Raw genomic sequence first — 15,731 nt, forward strand, 5'->3', positions numbered from 1 at the left:
CCTGGCCTGCGGGCCCGGTTCCTGCTGGTCGCTCGGAGGTCCTGCGGTTAGCATTGACTGTTTGTCCGGGACCCGTGTTCGCCCCACCAAGAGACGATGCCGACCTACGAGTACCGCTGCCCCGAGGGCCATGCGTTCGAGGTGTTCCAGCGCATGAGCGATGACCCCACCGCCACCTGCCCTGAATGCGGGCGGCCGGCCGAGCGCCAGCTGTCCGGTGGGGCGGGCCTGCTGTTCAAAGGCTCGGGCTTCTACATCACGGACCATCGGGACAAGGACTACAAGGACAAGGCCCGCAAAGAGGGGGGCTCCTCCACCGACTCGAGCTCGTCCGGGACCGGCAAGACGACCGATGCCTCCAAGGGCTCGTCCGGCGGCACCGACTGACCGATGTCCCAGGAACTTCTCCGAACGGCCCTCGAGCGGGCGCTGGCCGAAATGGGCGTGCCCGACCAGGAGCTGCGCTTCGAACGCCCACGGGACCCCACGCACGGGGATCTCGCGACCAACGTCGCCCTGACCCTGGCTGGCCGTCTGGGCCGGCCGCCTCGGGTGATCGCCCAGGAGCTCATCGAACGGATCGATCTGCCGGCGGACACGATCGAGTCCGTGGAGATCGCGGGGCCGGGGTTCCTGAACTTCCGCTTCGGGAGCGCCGAGCTGGCCCAGGAGCTCAAGGAGATCCTGGACGGAGACAAGCAGTTCGGCCGCGCGACCACCGGAAAGGGCGAGCGCGTGATGGTGGAGTTCGTCTCCGCCAATCCGACGGGCCCACTCCATCTGGGTCACGGGCGCCAGGCGGCGTTGGGTGATGCGATCGCCTCTCTCCTGGAGTGGAACGGCTGGAAGGTCCAGCGCGAGTTCTACTACAACGACGCCGGACTGCAGATGGACCGACTCGCCCACTCGGTGTGGGCGCGCTACCACCAGGTGCTGGGGCGTCCGGAGCCCGTCCGTGAGGACGGGTACCACGGGCAGTATGTCATGGACATCGCCCAGGCGTTCCACAAGCAGGTGGGTGACCTCTATGAGGGCATCGCCTCCTCCGAGGCGCTCAATGCCATGCGGCGCTTCGCCGTCGAAGTGATCCGCAAGGAACAGGACGAAGACCTCCAGGAGTTCGGCGTCCTCTTCGACGAGTACTACCTGGAGTCTTCCCTCTACACGGACGGAAGAGTCAAGGAGACCATCCGCCGTCTGCGAGACACGGGCCTGGTCTACGAGGAGGGCGGCGCGGTCTGGCTGAAGACGACGGAGTTCGGGGATCAGAAGGACAGGGTGATGGTGAAGAGCGACGGCTCCCCCACCTATTTCCTTCCGGACGTGGCGTACCATCTGGCCAAGTGGGAGCGTGGTTTCAAACACGCCATCAACGTGCAGGGGTCCGATCATCACGGAACCGTGGCCCGCGTCCACGCAGGGCTTCAGGCCTTGGGACTCCCTGCGGGATACCCGGAGTACGTGCTGCACCAGATGGTTACGGTCGAGCGCGAAGGCGAGGAAGTGAAGCTGTCCAAGCGCGCGGGCTCCTACACGACGCTGCGTGCGTTGATCGACGAGGTGGGAGCCGACGTCACGCGCTACTTCTTCCAGATGCGAAAGCCCGATGCGCATCTGGTCTTCGACCTCGACACCGCGCTCGATCGGTCCGAGAAGAACCCGCTCTTCAAGGTCCAGTACGCGCACGCCCGCATGTGCTCCGTCTTCGCGAAAGCCGAGGTCGACCCTCAGACCGTCACAGGAGAGGCCGTCGACCTCGGACGGCTCAAGGCACAGTCCGAGCGTGAGCTCGTGCGTCAGCTGGGGGAGTTCCCGGAGGTCGTGGCCCGGGCCGCCGAGCAGCGCGCGCCGCACGTGCTCTGCGACTATCTGGAAAAGACGGCCGGAGCCGTGAACTCCTGGTACCACTCCGGGAATCCCTCCCGGAACCCGGAGCTCGCGGTCCTTGTCGACGATCCCGCTTTGCGAGGAGCGCGCCTGGCCCTGACGAGGGCAGTGCAGGTCGTGCTGCGCAACGGACTCTGGATCCTGGGCCTGAGTGCTCCGGAGCGCATGGAGCGCGAAGACGCCGAGTCCGGTCCATCCTGATCCTCAAGACGAACGAGGTCGCTTCGTGTCGGTGTTGGTCGTGGGTAGTGTCGCTCTGGATTCTGTACGCACGCCGTTCGGATCCGCGGACGAGGTGGTCGGCGGTTCCGCTGTGTTCTTCTCGGCGGCGGCTTCGCTCTTCACTCCGGTACAGGTCGTCGGTGTCGTCGGGCCGGACTATCCTCGAGACGACCTCGGTTTCCTCGCGGAGCGAGGTGTGGACCTCGACGGAATCGAGATCACGGAGGGCGAGAGCTTCCGGTGGGCGGGCGAATACAGCTATGACCTGAATTCGCGTGAGACGCTCGACACCCGCCTGGGCGTGTTCGCCGACTTCCAGCCCCGCATCCCGGAGGCCTTCTGCTCTCCGCGCATCGTGTTCCTGGGCAATATCCACCCGTCCCTGCAAGCCAGCGTGCTGGACCAGGTGGAGCGCCCCGAGCTCGTGGCGTGTGATACGATGAATTTCTGGATCACGGGTGCGCGGGATGATCTCGAAGCGCTGCTGGCCCGCGTGGACCTGCTCATGGTCAACGACGAAGAAACCCGACAGCTCGCGGACGAACCCAACCTGGTGCGCGCGGTCCGCTGGATCCAGGAACGGGGACCGCGTGCGGTCGTGGTGAAGAAGGGCGAGCACGGGGCCATGCTCTTCCATGACGACGAGATCTTCTTCGTTCCCGGTTACCCGCTCGAGGACGTTCGCGACCCGACGGGCGCCGGGGACTCCTTCGCGGGCGGCTTCCTGGGCTATCTGGCGTCGATCGGCCATTGGGACGCGGGGGCCTGGAGGCGCGCGATGGTGTATGGGTCGGTGACGGGATCGTTCGCCGTCGCCGATTTCTCGATCGAACGCTTCCGCTCCCTGACCCGAGACCAGGTCGCCGAGCGCGCCCGCCTCTTCCGGCGACTCACGGCAGTGGAGTTCGAGGTGGCGGATGCAGTCTGAGCGGCGCACCGGCGGAGTCGACTATCGGCAGACGGGGGTCGACCTCGACGAGGCGGAGCGCGCCAAAGAGGGGTTGCGCGAGTTGATCGCTCGCACCCGGGACGTGCACACGCTGTCGGAGCTCGGGAGTTTCGGTGGGCTCTACGCGGTACCCGAGAACATCGAAGCGCCGGTGCTCGTCTCGAGCGCGGACGGCGTGGGCACCAAGCTGAAGGTCGCCTTCGCGACCGGACGCCACGACAGCATCGGTCAGGACCTGGTCAACCACTGCGTCAACGACATCCTGGTACAGGGTGCGCGGCCGTTGTTCTTCCTGGACTACCTGGCCACCGGCCGCTTGGATGCGCGTGTGGTGCAAGACGTAGTGCGAGGAGTGGCACAGGCCTGCCAGGAGAACTCCTGCGCTCTGCTGGGTGGCGAGACGGCGCAGATGCCGGATTTCTACTCGGCGGGTGAGTACGACCTCGCTGGCTTCATCGTGGGGATCGTTCCGCGCGCTCAGTTGATCGACGGCGGTCGCATCCAGGCCGGGGACCAGTTGCTGGGTCTGGCTTCCGCAGGGCTGCACACCAACGGCTATTCCCTGGCTCGCCACGTGGCTTTCGAGCGGGCGGGCCTCTCCGTCGACGACCTGCTGCCCGGGACGGAGGAAACGGTGGGAGCGGCCCTGTTGCGCGTGCATCGCAGCTACCGCGTCGCGCTGCTTCCGGAGGTGGAGCGCGGCACGCTGAAGGGGTTGGCCCACATCACGGGTGGCGGCATCCCCGGCAACCTGCCGCGGGTCCTGCCGGCGGGTCTCGGCGCACAGGTCGATTCGACCACCTGGCGGGTTCCCCACCTGTTCGAGTGGCTGGAGGCCGAGGGCGGCATCGATCGGGCCGAGATGTTCCGGGTCTTCAACATGGGCGTCGGGATGATCGCCGTCGTGGGACAAGACGATGTGGAAGCCGTGTCGGAGCGCCTGCGGGCTGCGGGGGAGGACGTCTGGGTCTGCGGATCGGTGGTGGAGGGCTCGGGCGTAGAGATCGTCCCATGATCCGCGCCGTCTGGCACCGGGCGGCCCCGGGTGCTCTGGCGCTGTGGCTGGTCGTGGGTGGCGCGCCTGCTCCGCTGGTCGCGCAATCGGGCGCACCGGCTCTGGTCGCCCGCTGCAGCGGAGGCGATGCCGGCCTGGCGCCGGCGTGCGGAGATGCGGTGCTCGGAGCCATGGGACTGGGCCTGGGAAGCAGCCTCCTGATGAGCGGGGGCGCCGTGGTTCCGGTCCCCCCCAACACGCTGGGCCGGCGGGTGCCCCAGGGGGGCCCTCGCGCGTCGCTCTCCCTGCGCCTCCTGGCCGCCACGGTCTCGACGGTGAGGATGGGGGAGGGAGCCCAACCAGCCGCGCCCCTCGAGGAGACCGGTTGGGGGTTCCGCGCTGCTGTGGCCGCCGGCGTCTTCGACGGGCTGCGGCCCATTCCGAGCGTCGGAGGCCTCTTCTCGCTCGACCTCTTCGCCACGGTCGACCACCTGGGTGTGGCGTCCGCGGCGGTTCGGGAAGGAGGGTGGGCCTGGGGTGGTGGGGCCCGCCTGGGATTGCTGCGGGAGTCGTTCACCACGCCGGGAGTGGCGGTGGATCTGGCAACCTCGCGCACGGGGAAGCTGAGGCTGCAGTCGGGGGCCACCGATCCGGTCACTGTCGGCGTGCGCGCCCACTCGCTTCGGGTCTCCGTGGGCAAGGACTTGCTCGGAGTGGGTGCGGTCGGCGGCGTCGGGCGCGACTGGTCGCGCATGGACGTCGAGTTGCAGCTGCCCGGGGCGCAGCCGGCACAAGGCTCCATCGACACGTCACGGGACGTCGCCTTTCTGGGCGCCACGCTCAACTACCTGGTGGCGCAGCTCTCGGCGGAGGTGGGTTGGGCGGGTGGGATCAACCCCCCCGGGGTGCCCTCCACGATCATCAATCCCTCGCGCGAGCGTCTCTTCGGTTCGTTCGCGGTTCGCCTGATCTACTAGCGCGGGTGTGGTGGACCTCCTGACCCCCCTGGACCGGCGCTTCCTTGCCCGGTCCCTCGAGCTCGGGAGACGGGGCTGGGGGCGGGTGCAGCCGAATCCGATGGTCGGCTGTGTCCTGGTCCGGGACGGCGTGGTGGTCGCTGAGGGGTGGCATGCCGAGTACGGCGGGCCGCACGCCGAGCGGGTGGCGCTCGACCAGGCCGGCGCGGCGGCGGCGGGGTCGGTCGCCTACGTCAGCCTGGAACCGTGCGCGCACACGGGGAAGACGCCGCCCTGTGCCGATGCGTTGGTCGCTGCGGGGGTGACGCGCGTGGTGTACGGGGCAGCCGATCCAGGGCGAGACTCCGGCGGCGGCGCCCGTCGGCTCGCCGAAGCGGGGATCGAGGTCGTGGGTCCGCTTCTCTCGGAATCCCAGGCGCGACAGGAGAACCCCGCCTTCTTTCATCGCCACCGGGGCCAGGGTCCCTACCTGGCGCTGAAGCTGGCCGTCAGCCTCGACGGGCGAATCTCTGCGCGGACGGGGCAGTCCTCGGTCGTGACCGGACCCGCGTCCCACGAAGAGGTCCACCGGCTTCGGGCTGGCCACGACGCCATCGTCGTGGGGAGCGAGACTGCCTTGATCGACGATCCGCGCCTGACGGTGCGTCAGGGGGGCATTCACGCCCGGGTCCCCCCCGCGCGCGTGGTGTTGGATACGACCTTGCGGCTTCCGCTGCAGGCGCGGCTGTTCGAAGACGTGGGCCACGCGCCGCTACACCTGTTCACTTCGCCGACCGCCGACCCAGGCCGTGAAGGGGCGCTTCTTGAACGAGGGGCGATCGTGCACCGGGTGGCGGCCGGCTCTTCCGGTCTGGACCTGGATGCGGTGCTCGACCGCTGTGTCGGCCTCGGGTTCACGTCGCTCCTGGTGGAGGGGGGCGCGCGGTTGGCGTCCTCCTTGCTCCGTGACCGGAGGGTCCACCGGCTCTATCTGTTCACAGCGCCTCGCTTCCTGGGACCGGATGCACCGGAGGCCTTTCCGGGTGGCGGACCGGTGGGGACCTGGCGTCGAGTGGGACCGGCCCGCCTCTTCGTGGAGGACCTGCTGACGATCCTTGAACCCGAGGGCTGATGTTCACCGGCATCGTCGAGACACAGGGTATCATCCGTGACGCACGAGCGCGTGGCGAGGGCCTCAGCTTCACCATTGAGGCACCGGACCTGACGCAGGCACTGTCCCAAGGGGACTCGGTGGCGGTCGATGGGACGTGCCTGACCGTAGAGGACCTGCAGCCTGGCGCGTTCGTGGTCACGGCGGTCGCAGCGACGCTGGCGCGCACCGTGGCAGGCGTCTACCGAGTGGGCAGCACGGTGAACCTGGAGCGGGCCGCCCGTGTCGGGGACCGCCTGGATGGCCATCTCGTACAGGGGCACGTGGACGGCACCGGCGTCCTGGTGTCCAGTAGCGGCGGCGTCTCCGATCGGCTTCTGCGGTTCCAGATTCCGGCGACGGTGTGGAGCCAGACGGTGCCTCAGGGGTCGATCGCCATCAACGGCGTGAGCTTGACCGTCCAGGCCATGCAGGAGCCCGATGGGGTCGCCATCGCGATCATCCCCTACACCTGGGACCACACCAACCTCGGACGTCTGGAGCCGGGGGATGCGGTCAATGTGGAGGGGGACCTGATCGCGAAGTACGTGGGTAGGATGCTCGCCCCGCACCTTGGGGGGGCCGCGAACGCGACGGTTCCCAGCCCCCAGCGCGCGGGCGGCTCCGGAGAAGGAGAACGGTGAGCACTCCCTTCAGCACGGTCGAGGACGCGGTCGCGGCGTTTGCCGAAGGCCGCATGGTGATCGTCGCCGACGACGAGAGTCGCGAGAACGAGGGCGACCTGGTTGTCGCCGCGGAGCTGGTCACGGCCGAGTCCGTGAACTTCATGGCCCAGCACGGGCGCGGGCTCATCTGCGTGGCGATGTCCCCCGAGCGAGCCGACGAGCTGTCTCTTCCGTTGATGACGGACACGAACACGGACCCGCAACGGACCGCCTTCACGGTGTCGGTGGATGCACATCTGCGCTTCGGTGTCACGACCGGGATCAGCGCCCAGGACCGCGCGCAGACCATCCGACTGCTGGCGGACCCGGTAGCCCGGCCCGAGGACTTCCGTCGACCCGGGCACGTGTTTCCCCTGCGTGCTCAGCCTGGTGGCGTTCTGCGTCGCGTGGGTCAAACGGAGGCTGCCGTGGATCTGGCGCGCCTGGCCGGCCTTCGCCCCGTAGGGGTGATCTGCGAGATCCTCAACATCGACGGGACGATGGCGCGCCGACCCCAGCTCGAGGTTGTCGCCAGGGAGCACGGCCTGCCCTTCATCACGGTGGCCCAGCTCGTCGCGTATCGCTTGGGGAAGGAGCGCCTGGTCCGCAGGATTGCGGAGGCTGAGCTGCCGACCCCGCACGGGTCCTTCCGGATCATCGGGTACACGAACGTGATCGACGAACGGGAGCACGTGGCCCTCGTGCGTGGGGACATCGAGGGCAAGCCCGATGTCCTGGTGCGTATGCATTCCGAGTGTTTGACGGGGGATGTGTTCGGGTCGCTGCGTTGTGACTGCGGTCAGCAGCTCGACGCCGCCATGGCCCAGATCGCCGAGGCCGGTGCCGGCGCCATCGTGTACCTGCGTCAGGAAGGCCGGGGGATCGGACTGGGAAACAAGCTCCGGGCCTACCATCTGCAGGATCGGGGGCGCGATACCGTGGAGGCGAATGAGGAGTTGGGGTTCGCGCCCGATCTGCGGGACTACGGAATCGGTGCCCAGATCCTGCTGGACCTGGGGCTCAGCTCGATCCGGATCCTGACCAACAACCCCAAGAAGATCGTCGGGCTCGAAGGCTATGGTCTGCACGTGTCCGGACGCGAGCCACTCCGCGTGCCTCCTGGTGCCTTCAATCGCGGGTACCTGGAGGTCAAGCGGTCCAAGCTCGGCCACCTTCTTTGAGACAAGGACGACCTGTGGAGTTCGTCGGGAATCTGGACGGTAAGGGGAGGCGCTTCGCCATTGTGGCCTCGCGCTTCAACAGCCTCATCACGGACTCGCTGGTGGAAGGGGCCCGCGACGCGCTCACGCGACACGGCACCGCTGCGGACGCCATCGACCTGATTCGGGTACCGGGGGCCTGGGAGTTGCCCGGAGCGGTTGCGCGGGTGTTGGAGCGAGGCGGTTACGCTGCGGTCATCGCGCTCGGTTGCGTGATTCGCGGGGCGACACCCCACTTCGACTACGTCGCCGGAGAGGCTTCGCGGGGCTTGGGGACGCTGGCGCGCGAGTCTGCCGTGCCGGTCCTGTTCGGCGTGCTGACCACCAACACTTTGGAGCAGGCCTTGGAGCGAGCCGGAAGCAAGGCCGGGAACAAGGGGTGGGACGCCGCCCTGGCCGCCTTGGAGATGGTCGGCGTGTACGACGCGCTCGCGAGCGACACGTGAGCGGAGTTGAGCGCACCATCCATCTGGAACGGAGCCGAGCCCGGGCGTGGGCGGTGCAGGTGCTCTACCAGTGGGAGATGTCGGGCGAGGGCTCACCCGAGACCATGCTCCGACAGACGTTGGGCAAGCGTCTGGTGGGGGTCACCCGGATTCCCTACCTGCGTCGCCTGATCGAGACGTATGGGGCCCACCGGGCGGAGGTTGACGCCGCCATCACGGGAGCCCTCAAGAACTGGCGGCTCGAGCGCCTCGCCGCACTCGATCGATCCATCCTCCGCGTGGCGGCCACCGAGGTCCTGCTCATCGAGGAGGTGCCTCGCACCGTTGCGATCCATGAGGCGGTCTTGCTTGCCGAGCGCTATGGCGGTGCGGACTCACCCCCGTTCGTCAACGGCGTACTCGAGGCACTGGAGCGGGTACCGCCCCGAGGAAGCGCGCGGGTCCCTTGAGGATCCTGGTCCTCAACTGGCTGGATCGAGAGAACCCGCAGGCGGGAGGGGCAGAGCTCCATCTGCACGAGACGTTCGGCAGGATCGTGCGGAGTGGGCACGCCGTGGATCTGCTGTGTTCGGGTTGGCAAGGAGCGCCGCAGCACGCCGAGCTCGACGGCATACAGGTTCATCGAGTGGGTGGTCGGTACTCGCACGCGGTGCAAGCTCCGCGCGTTGCGCGGGCGCTGCTGCGCAAGCACCGACCCGACATCATCGTCGAGGACCTCAACAAGATCCCGTTGTTCGCTCCCCTGTGGAGCAGCGTCCCGGTGCTCCTTCTGGTCCACCACCTGTTCGGCGGTACGGCGTTCGCGGAGGCGAGCCTTCCCCTGGCTTTGATGACCTGGTTGTTCGAGCGTCCGATCCCGACGGTCTACCGGAAGGTCCCCACGGTGGTGGTGTCGGAAAGCACGCGCTCAGACCTGCTGGCTCGGGGGATGAGCGCAACGCGTATGCGCGTCGTGCCCAACGGGCTGGACCATGCGCTCTATCGTCCGGCGGCTCCCGAGCAACGCTATGCCCAGCCCACCCTGCTCAGTCTCGGCCGCGTCAAGCGCTACAAACGCATCGAGCTGACCCTGGAGGCACTGGTCCGCGTGCGGGAGCGTGTCCCGGACGCGAGATTGCTGGTGGCCGGCACGGGCGACCACGAGCCAGCCCTGCGGAAGCACGCGATCGGACTGGGGTTGGGGAACGCTGTCGAGTTCCTCGGGTTTGTCTCCGAGGCACGGAAGGTGGAGCTCCTGCAACGAAGCTGGGTGCACGTCTTTACGTCGCCGAAGGAGGGGTGGGGGCTCACCAACCTCGAGGCGGCAGCCTGCGGGACACCGTCGATCGCCAGTGACTCGCCGGGCTTGCGCGAGTCGGTGCTGGACGGGCGCACCGGGTGGCTGGTTCCACACGGTGACGTCGAGGCCTTGGCCGACGCATGTGTGAGTGCGCTGCAGGACCCGCTGGAGCTGGCGCGGGCTGGGGCGCGTGCCACCGAATTTGCTGCGCAATTCACCTGGGAGCGTACGGCGGCGGAGATGGAGCAGGCGCTCCTCGGCGCTGCCGGGCGGCTCACAGTCTAGAATCGGAGGACAGATGCAGGTACGGATGACGGCTCGTCAGTGCGAAGTGCCCGAGGAGGCCAAGCAGCGTGCGGAGAGCCGATTGCTGAAGCTCCAGCGCTTCGAGCCCCGCCTCAGTTCCGGAGAGCTGGTGTTCACTGAGGAGCGGCACGTGCGCCGGGTGGAGGCGGTGCTGAGCGTGGATGGGGCCGAGCCGGTGATCGCCAAGGGAGAGGCTACGGAGTTCGTCGACGCCGTGGATCGACTGAGCGAGCGTCTGAACCGCACGCTGCGCAGACGCCGCGGTGCCAAGACCGAGCATCGATCACGGGGAGACGGACAGGGGTGACCACCGGGTTGACCGTCCAGGAGCTGGTGCGGGTCAAGCAGGCCAGCCTCGAGCTGCAGCAGTTGAATCCGGGCGTGTCTCTGGAGCGTCCCGTCACGGACCCCGACGTAGGAGGGCCGGGACTGGCACTGGCGGGATTCGTCGACCGCTTTCCGGCCGAGCGTCTTCAGGTCTTCGGCGAGACCGAGATGACCTATCTGGAGACTCTCCCGACGGACCTCGCCACCGAGCGTGTGGCCGAGTTGTTCCGCCTGGGCGTTCCGGCCGCATTCGTCAGCAAGGGGTTGCAGTTCCCGCAACCCTTCCTCGATGCCGCGACGCGCTGCGGGGTCCCGGTACTGGGCTCGACGCGCCCCACGCGGGACGTCTTTCGGGTGCTGGCTCCCTTTGTCGAAGATCGGCTGGCTCCCACCGAGGCGCTACACGGCTCTCTGGCCGACGTGTATGGCGTCGGCGTGCTCTTCACGGGAGAATCGGGGATCGGCAAATCGGAATGCGTGTTGGATCTCGTCGAGCGCGGGCACCGACTGGTGGCGGACGACGTGGTCCTGGCCACGCGTCGTGCCAGGAACGTCGTGCTCGGCAGGGGGCACGAACGCCAACGCCACCACATGGAGATTCGCGGAGTCGGCATCATCGACGTGCGTGCCCTTTTCGGGATCCGTGCGATCCGCCTCCAGAAGCGCATCGAGCTGATCGTGAATCTCGTCACCTGGGACGCAACCCACACCTTCGACCGCACCGGACTGCAACGGGGGGAGCGCACCATCCTGGGGGTATCCATCCCCGAGATCACCATCCCTCTCAATCCGGGCAAGAACATCACCGTGGTCAGCGAGGTCGTGGCCATGAACCACCTGCTGCGCTACTCCGGTGTCGATTCGGCCCAGGACTTCGACCGGCGATTGCGGGAAGCCATGGCACCCGCGCGGGAATACCTGGAAGAAGACGATGAGTGAGACCGGTGCCCAGGTGCACGGCGTCGTCTTCGCCCACGGCCGCGTGGCCGAGGCGCTCGTGCGCGCGGTGGAGGACATCACGGGGATTCGCGGCGCCCTGTCGCCCTTGAGCAACGAGCAGATCGCACCGGAGGTGATGGGGGAGCGTCTGCTGGCGGCTGCGGGCGAGGGCCCGACGATCATCTTCACCGACCTGCGCAGCTCGAGCTGCTCCGTCGTGGCCCGTCGTGTGGCCACGGCCAGCGGGCGCTGGGCGATCGTCTGCGGCGCCAACCTGCCGATGCTCCTCGATTTCGTCTTTCATCGCGAGCTCGGTCTGGAGGAGTTGGTGTCACGCCTCGTTGAACGGGGCAAGGAAGGGGTCATGGCTGTCCTGGAGCCCGAGGCTCGTGGCGATCGTACTGATCCGCGTTGACGAGCGCCTCATCCACGGCCAGGTGGTGGTCGGCTGGGGAGGGTTCCTGGGGGCCCAGCGCTATGCGGTCGTCGACGACGACCTCGCCGGGAGTCGCTGGGAACAGGAGCTCTACGAGCTCGCTCTCCCGGAAGAGACGACGCTGGCGTTCGTGGACCGTGACCATGCCGGACCGTTGCTGGCCGAGTGGAGCGGTCAGCCCGAGCCGGCGGTTGTTCTGACGCGGGACCTGAGCACGGTGCGTGCCTTGGTGGAGCGCGGAGATCTGGCCGGCGAGGCGGTGAATCTGGGCGGACTGCACGCGGCCCCAGGCCGACGCACCGTCTTGCCCTACCTCCACCTCTCGGAAACCCAGGTGAGTGATCTCGCTTGGTTGCTCGAACACGGAGTGGACGTCTACGCCCAGGACGTGCCCGGGGGAAGCCGTGTGCGTGGAGATGCGCTCCTTCGCAAAGGAAAGGCCGCGTGGACGCGCTGATCCTGCTCGGTCTGGTGGTCGTGGTCGCGCTGGACGGCGCCTCGGTCGGGCAGTTCATGATCTCGCGCCCGCTGGTGGCGGGCAGCCTGGCAGGGTGGATCGTCGGGAGCCCCGAAGGCGGGCTCACCATCGGGCTGATCCTCGAGCTCTTGCAGCTGCCGTTCTTTCAGATCGGTGGCGCGCGGGTCTCCGAAGGCGGTTTGGGTGCGGTGGTGGGAGCCGCGGTCCTCTCGTCGAACGCGGGACCCGGCGGCGTGGCCCTCGGGGTGCTTCTGGGGTTGGTGATGGCCAACGTGGGCGGCTGGACCGTCGAGTGGTTGCACCGTTTCCAAGGGGTTGCGGCCCCGCGCGACCACGACGGGCGCCTGAATCCCGCGGAGGTGACGGCCTTCCACTGGCGCTCCCTGGCGCGCGACGCGGCGCGCGGCGCGGTGGTGGGCGCGTTCGGACTGCTGCTGGCGCGCCTGCTGGGTGGACCCGCGGCGGAGGGATGGTTGCTGGATGCGCCTCACACCCGGCTGGTGCTCCTGGCAGCAGGCAGCTTCTCTCTGGGTGCGTTCTTCCACAACCTGGGGACCGGCGCCCGCTCCGTGGGTGCGCTCCTCGCGGGCCTCGCAGTGGGACTGTTCCTGACGGGAGTGCTGGGGTGAGCGGCGGCGGCTTGACCGTGGTGCGCACCGTCCTGCGCTCGTTGCTGATCCAGGGCTCGTGGAATACCCGCACCCAGATCGGCAATGGATTCGCCTGGGCTCTCGCGCCGGTTCTACGGCGTGTGTACGCTCAGAACCCTGACGCGCTGGAAGCGGCGGTCACACGCCATGCGGCGCCGTTCAACGCCCACCCCTACCTCGCCGCGCTGGCCTTGGCCGCCGTCGCTCGCATGGAGGAGGAAGGTGAGCCCAGTGAACGCATCGAGCGCTTCAAAACCGCGCTGCGGGGGCCGCTCGGGGCGCTGGGCGACCGCCTGATCTGGGCGCGTTGGCTTCCGCTGTCGTTGCTCTGCGCGTCTGCGGCCGCACTTCGTGGGGCGCCCTGGTGGGCGGTCGCGGCCGGGTTCCTGGTGCTCTACAATGCCGGGCACCTCGCGCTCAGGATCTGGGCGGCACGAACGGGCTGGCAGGCTGGCAAGGACGTGGGCACGCGGCTGCGGGCCGCCGACCTGAGTCGGTGGTCGGGCCGGCTGGGACTTCCGACCGCGGTCGCGAGCGGGGTCCTGTTGGGTGCGATCCTGGGACTGGCCCTGGGCGGCGCCGCGACCCTCTGGTTCCCGGGCGTGGCGGTAGCCGCGCTGTTCGCCCTCGGTGTGTTCGTCGGAGAACGTGGCGCCAGGACGGGAGCCCGCCTGGCCGCCCTGGTCATCCTGATGCTGTCTCTCGTGGGATGGTTGTCATGAGCATGGACGCGATCACTGGCCGAGTTCGGATCGTCAATCCGCTGGGCATGCACGCGAGGCCCGCCTCCGCGTTGGTGTCGCTGGCCAGCAGCTTCACGTCGGACATCCGTGTTGCCAAAGACGGTCTGGAAGTGAATGCCAAGAGCATCATGGGAGTGCTGATGCTCGCCGCCGAGGTGGGGAGCGAGCTCCACTTCAGCGCCACCGGCCCCGACGCACGGGACGCGATCCCCGCGTTGACGGGATTGGTACAGCGTGGCTTCGATCTCGGGGAGGACGAGTGACGCTCACGTTGCAGGGCTCGCCGGCGTCCGAGGGCATCGCAGAGGGCATGGCGCGCCGGCTGGTCTGGCGCGTCCCCGAGGTGCCCCACTGCACGGTGGGGGAAGACGCGATCGAAACCGAGGTCGACCGCTTCCGAGGCGCCCTCGAAGCCATGCGGGAGCGCTTGCAGGCGCTACGCACCAACACGGAGCAGCGGTTGGGCCCCGTGGAGGCACGGATCTTCGAGCCACAACTCCTGATGTTGCAGGACGAGTTGCTCGTCGACGGCACGATCCGCTACGTGCGGGAGAATCGGCTGTCGGCGGCCCGTGCCTTCGATCTTCGTTCGCTCGAGGTGCTGGCGATGTGGAATCGCACGCAGCACCCCATGGTCTTGGATCGCCTGAACGATCTGCAGGATCTCCAGGTCCATCTCCTGCACCTGCTGCTCGACCTCCCTGACCCGGACGAGACGCACACGCTGCACGAACCAACCGTTCTGGTGGCGGACGACCTCACGCCCTCGTTGACGATGCGCCTCGATACTCGTCACGTCGTGGGTATCGTTACGGAGAAGGGCACGCGCACGTCCCACTGGGCCATCCTGGCTCGCTCGCTCGGAATTCCCGCCGTGGTGGGCGCGCGCGGGGTCCTCGCGGCGGCGGAGCCCGGTACCCCGATCCTCCTGGACGGGCGCACCGGCCGCGTGGTGCTCTCGCCGGGCGACCCGGATCGCCGTGCTTTCGCTGATCGCCGCGGCCGGCTGGCTCGCTGGGAACGCGAGGTCTCGTCCGAGAGGGACCGGGAGAGCCGAACCGCGGACGGGGTGCGCGTCTCGCTCTGGGCGAATCTCGACCTGCCGGGCGAGGCACACCTGGCTCGGCGCCAGGGCGCCGACGGCGTCGGACTGTTTCGCACCGAGTTCCTGGTCGTCGGCCGCAGCGCCATGCCTGACGAAGAGGAGCAATTCGAGGCCTATCGCTCCGTGGTCGAGGCGTTTACGGATCGTCCCGTCCTGATTCGCACCTTCGATCTTGGCGGAGACAAGTTCCCCTTGTTCCTCAAGATGCCGGCAGAGGAGAACCCCTTTCTGGGATGGCGCTCGGTTCGGGTCATGCTCGACCGCCCCGATATCTTCCGTCCTCAGGTGCGGGCCATCCTGCGCGCGGCGGCCTTCGGCGAGGTGCGCGTGATGATCCCCCTGGTCAACACCGCCGCGGAGCTACGCGAGGCGAGCCGGTTCTTCGAGGAGGAGCGGCTCGCGCTGGAAGCGGCCGGGGTTCGTTGTGGCCCGTGTCCGGTGGGCGCCTTGGTGGAGACTCCGGCTGCGGCCCTGCACTCAGGGGCTCTGGCCAGGGATGCCGCCTTCCTGTCCGTGGGCACCAATGACCTGGTCCAGTACACGCTGGCGGTCGATCGGACCAACGCCCGGCTGCAGAAGCTGTACGACCCCTTCCACCCGGCCGTGGTGCGGCAGCTACATCGCGTGGCACGGGTGGGACGATTGGGGGGGCGGGACGTGTCGGTATGCGGTGAGATGGCCGGGAATCCGGTGGGGGCATTCCTCTTGCTCGGGCTTGGCTTCACGGCCCTGTCGGTCGCCTGGCCCGCCGTGCCGGAGCTGCGCTCCGCCATTCGAGCCATCGACCTGGCGGAAGCCCGTCGGTCCGCCCGGCGGGCCCTGGTGGCGCCGGACAGCCGAAGCGTGGTCGAGGAGTTGGTCCGGAGCATTGGGCCGGCGGTCGACCTGTCGATGTTCGGGTGACGGTTGGCGCCCCCCAGGGTCGTCGGTAGCTTGGTTCGGCCTTGAACCCTGTTCATTCACAGCGAACGAAGGAGAC

19 protein-coding genes are annotated in these 15,731 nt (G+C 68.3%); all 19 read left to right on the forward strand.

All coding sequences use genetic code 11. From position 1 onward, the window contains the following. Nucleotides 1–96 precede the first annotated feature (96 nt). Genes R3E10_02045 through ptsP form a run of 19 tightly spaced genes read left to right on the forward strand, consistent with a single transcriptional unit; the run spans nucleotide 97 to nucleotide 15,655 of the window. Nucleotides 97–387 (forward strand): zinc ribbon domain-containing protein, encoded by a 291-nt coding sequence (locus R3E10_02045; GenBank protein MEZ4414513.1) that lies wholly within the window; start codon nucleotides 97–99, stop codon nucleotides 385–387. Between the two features lie 3 nt (nucleotides 388–390). After that, nucleotides 391–2,088 carry an arginine--tRNA ligase gene (gene argS / locus R3E10_02050; protein ID MEZ4414514.1) on the forward strand — a complete coding sequence of 566 codons (1,698 nt, stop codon included), beginning with the start codon at nucleotides 391–393 and terminating at the stop codon, nucleotides 2,086–2,088. 25 nt (nucleotides 2,089–2,113) lie between these two features. After that, the gene (locus R3E10_02055; GenBank protein ID MEZ4414515.1) at nucleotides 2,114–3,037 is read left to right on the forward strand and encodes a PfkB family carbohydrate kinase; all 924 of its coding nucleotides are present in this window, start codon (nucleotides 2,114–2,116) and stop codon (nucleotides 3,035–3,037) included. Then, nucleotides 3,027–4,073: a phosphoribosylformylglycinamidine cyclo-ligase gene (purM, locus tag R3E10_02060; GenBank protein ID MEZ4414516.1), complete on the forward strand. Its 1,047-nt coding sequence runs from the start codon at nucleotides 3,027–3,029 to the stop codon at nucleotides 4,071–4,073. The genes R3E10_02055 and purM overlap by 11 nt, the downstream gene beginning before the upstream one ends. Then, nucleotides 4,070–5,029 (forward strand): hypothetical protein, encoded by a 960-nt coding sequence (locus R3E10_02065; GenBank protein ID MEZ4414517.1) that lies wholly within the window; start codon nucleotides 4,070–4,072, stop codon nucleotides 5,027–5,029. The genes purM and R3E10_02065 overlap by 4 nt, the downstream gene beginning before the upstream one ends. 10 nt (nucleotides 5,030–5,039) lie before the next feature. Next, the gene (ribD, locus tag R3E10_02070) at nucleotides 5,040–6,140 is read left to right on the forward strand and encodes a bifunctional diaminohydroxyphosphoribosylaminopyrimidine deaminase/5-amino-6-(5-phosphoribosylamino)uracil reductase RibD (protein ID MEZ4414518.1); all 1,101 of its coding nucleotides are present in this window, start codon (nucleotides 5,040–5,042) and stop codon (nucleotides 6,138–6,140) included. Continuing rightward, the gene (locus R3E10_02075; GenBank protein MEZ4414519.1) at nucleotides 6,140–6,802 is read left to right on the forward strand and encodes a riboflavin synthase; all 663 of its coding nucleotides are present in this window, start codon (nucleotides 6,140–6,142) and stop codon (nucleotides 6,800–6,802) included. The genes ribD and R3E10_02075 overlap by 1 nt, the downstream gene beginning before the upstream one ends. Next, nucleotides 6,799–8,004 (forward strand): bifunctional 3,4-dihydroxy-2-butanone-4-phosphate synthase/GTP cyclohydrolase II, encoded by a 1,206-nt coding sequence (locus R3E10_02080; protein ID MEZ4414520.1) that lies wholly within the window; start codon nucleotides 6,799–6,801, stop codon nucleotides 8,002–8,004. Before R3E10_02075 ends, R3E10_02080 begins: the two co-directional genes overlap by 4 nt. A gap of 14 nt (nucleotides 8,005–8,018) precedes the next feature. Beyond that, a complete protein-coding gene (ribH, locus tag R3E10_02085; GenBank protein MEZ4414521.1) occupies nucleotides 8,019–8,489 on the forward strand; it encodes a 6,7-dimethyl-8-ribityllumazine synthase in 471 nt (156 codons plus the stop codon). Next, nucleotides 8,486–8,938, forward strand: a complete 453-nt coding sequence (gene nusB / locus R3E10_02090; protein MEZ4414522.1) for a transcription antitermination factor NusB — start codon at nucleotides 8,486–8,488, stop codon at nucleotides 8,936–8,938. Before ribH ends, nusB begins: the two co-directional genes overlap by 4 nt. Next, nucleotides 8,935–10,053 carry a glycosyltransferase family 4 protein gene (locus tag R3E10_02095; GenBank protein MEZ4414523.1) on the forward strand — a complete coding sequence of 373 codons (1,119 nt, stop codon included), beginning with the start codon at nucleotides 8,935–8,937 and terminating at the stop codon, nucleotides 10,051–10,053. The genes nusB and R3E10_02095 overlap by 4 nt, the downstream gene beginning before the upstream one ends. Nucleotides 10,054–10,066: 13 nt before the next feature. After that, nucleotides 10,067–10,381, forward strand: coding sequence for an HPF/RaiA family ribosome-associated protein (locus R3E10_02100; protein ID MEZ4414524.1), 315 nt, complete (start codon nucleotides 10,067–10,069; stop codon nucleotides 10,379–10,381). After that, complete coding sequence (gene hprK / locus R3E10_02105) at nucleotides 10,378–11,340, forward strand: HPr(Ser) kinase/phosphatase (protein ID MEZ4414525.1); 963 nt, start codon at nucleotides 10,378–10,380, stop codon at nucleotides 11,338–11,340. Before R3E10_02100 ends, hprK begins: the two co-directional genes overlap by 4 nt. Next, a complete protein-coding gene (locus R3E10_02110; GenBank protein ID MEZ4414526.1) occupies nucleotides 11,333–11,755 on the forward strand; it encodes a hypothetical protein in 423 nt (140 codons plus the stop codon). Before hprK ends, R3E10_02110 begins: the two co-directional genes overlap by 8 nt. Beyond that, entirely contained in the window at nucleotides 11,730–12,233 is a 504-nt protein-coding gene (locus tag R3E10_02115) for a PTS sugar transporter subunit IIB (protein ID MEZ4414527.1), read from the forward strand. The genes R3E10_02110 and R3E10_02115 overlap by 26 nt, the downstream gene beginning before the upstream one ends. Then, nucleotides 12,221–12,883, forward strand: a complete 663-nt coding sequence (locus R3E10_02120; protein ID MEZ4414528.1) for a PTS sugar transporter subunit IIC — start codon at nucleotides 12,221–12,223, stop codon at nucleotides 12,881–12,883. Before R3E10_02115 ends, R3E10_02120 begins: the two co-directional genes overlap by 13 nt. Continuing rightward, nucleotides 12,880–13,626, forward strand: a complete 747-nt coding sequence (locus tag R3E10_02125) for a PTS system mannose/fructose/sorbose family transporter subunit IID (GenBank protein ID MEZ4414529.1) — start codon at nucleotides 12,880–12,882, stop codon at nucleotides 13,624–13,626. The genes R3E10_02120 and R3E10_02125 overlap by 4 nt, the downstream gene beginning before the upstream one ends. Beyond that, complete coding sequence (locus R3E10_02130; GenBank protein ID MEZ4414530.1) at nucleotides 13,623–13,910, forward strand: HPr family phosphocarrier protein; 288 nt, start codon at nucleotides 13,623–13,625, stop codon at nucleotides 13,908–13,910. Before R3E10_02125 ends, R3E10_02130 begins: the two co-directional genes overlap by 4 nt. Continuing rightward, a complete protein-coding gene (ptsP, locus tag R3E10_02135) occupies nucleotides 13,907–15,655 on the forward strand; it encodes a phosphoenolpyruvate--protein phosphotransferase (GenBank protein MEZ4414531.1) in 1,749 nt (582 codons plus the stop codon). The genes R3E10_02130 and ptsP overlap by 4 nt, the downstream gene beginning before the upstream one ends. Nucleotides 15,656–15,731 lie beyond the last annotated feature (76 nt).

It is taken from the genome of Gemmatimonadota bacterium (assembly GCA_041390105.1).
Lineage (GTDB): Bacteria > Gemmatimonadota > Gemmatimonadetes > Longimicrobiales > Gaopeijiaceae > JAGQIF01.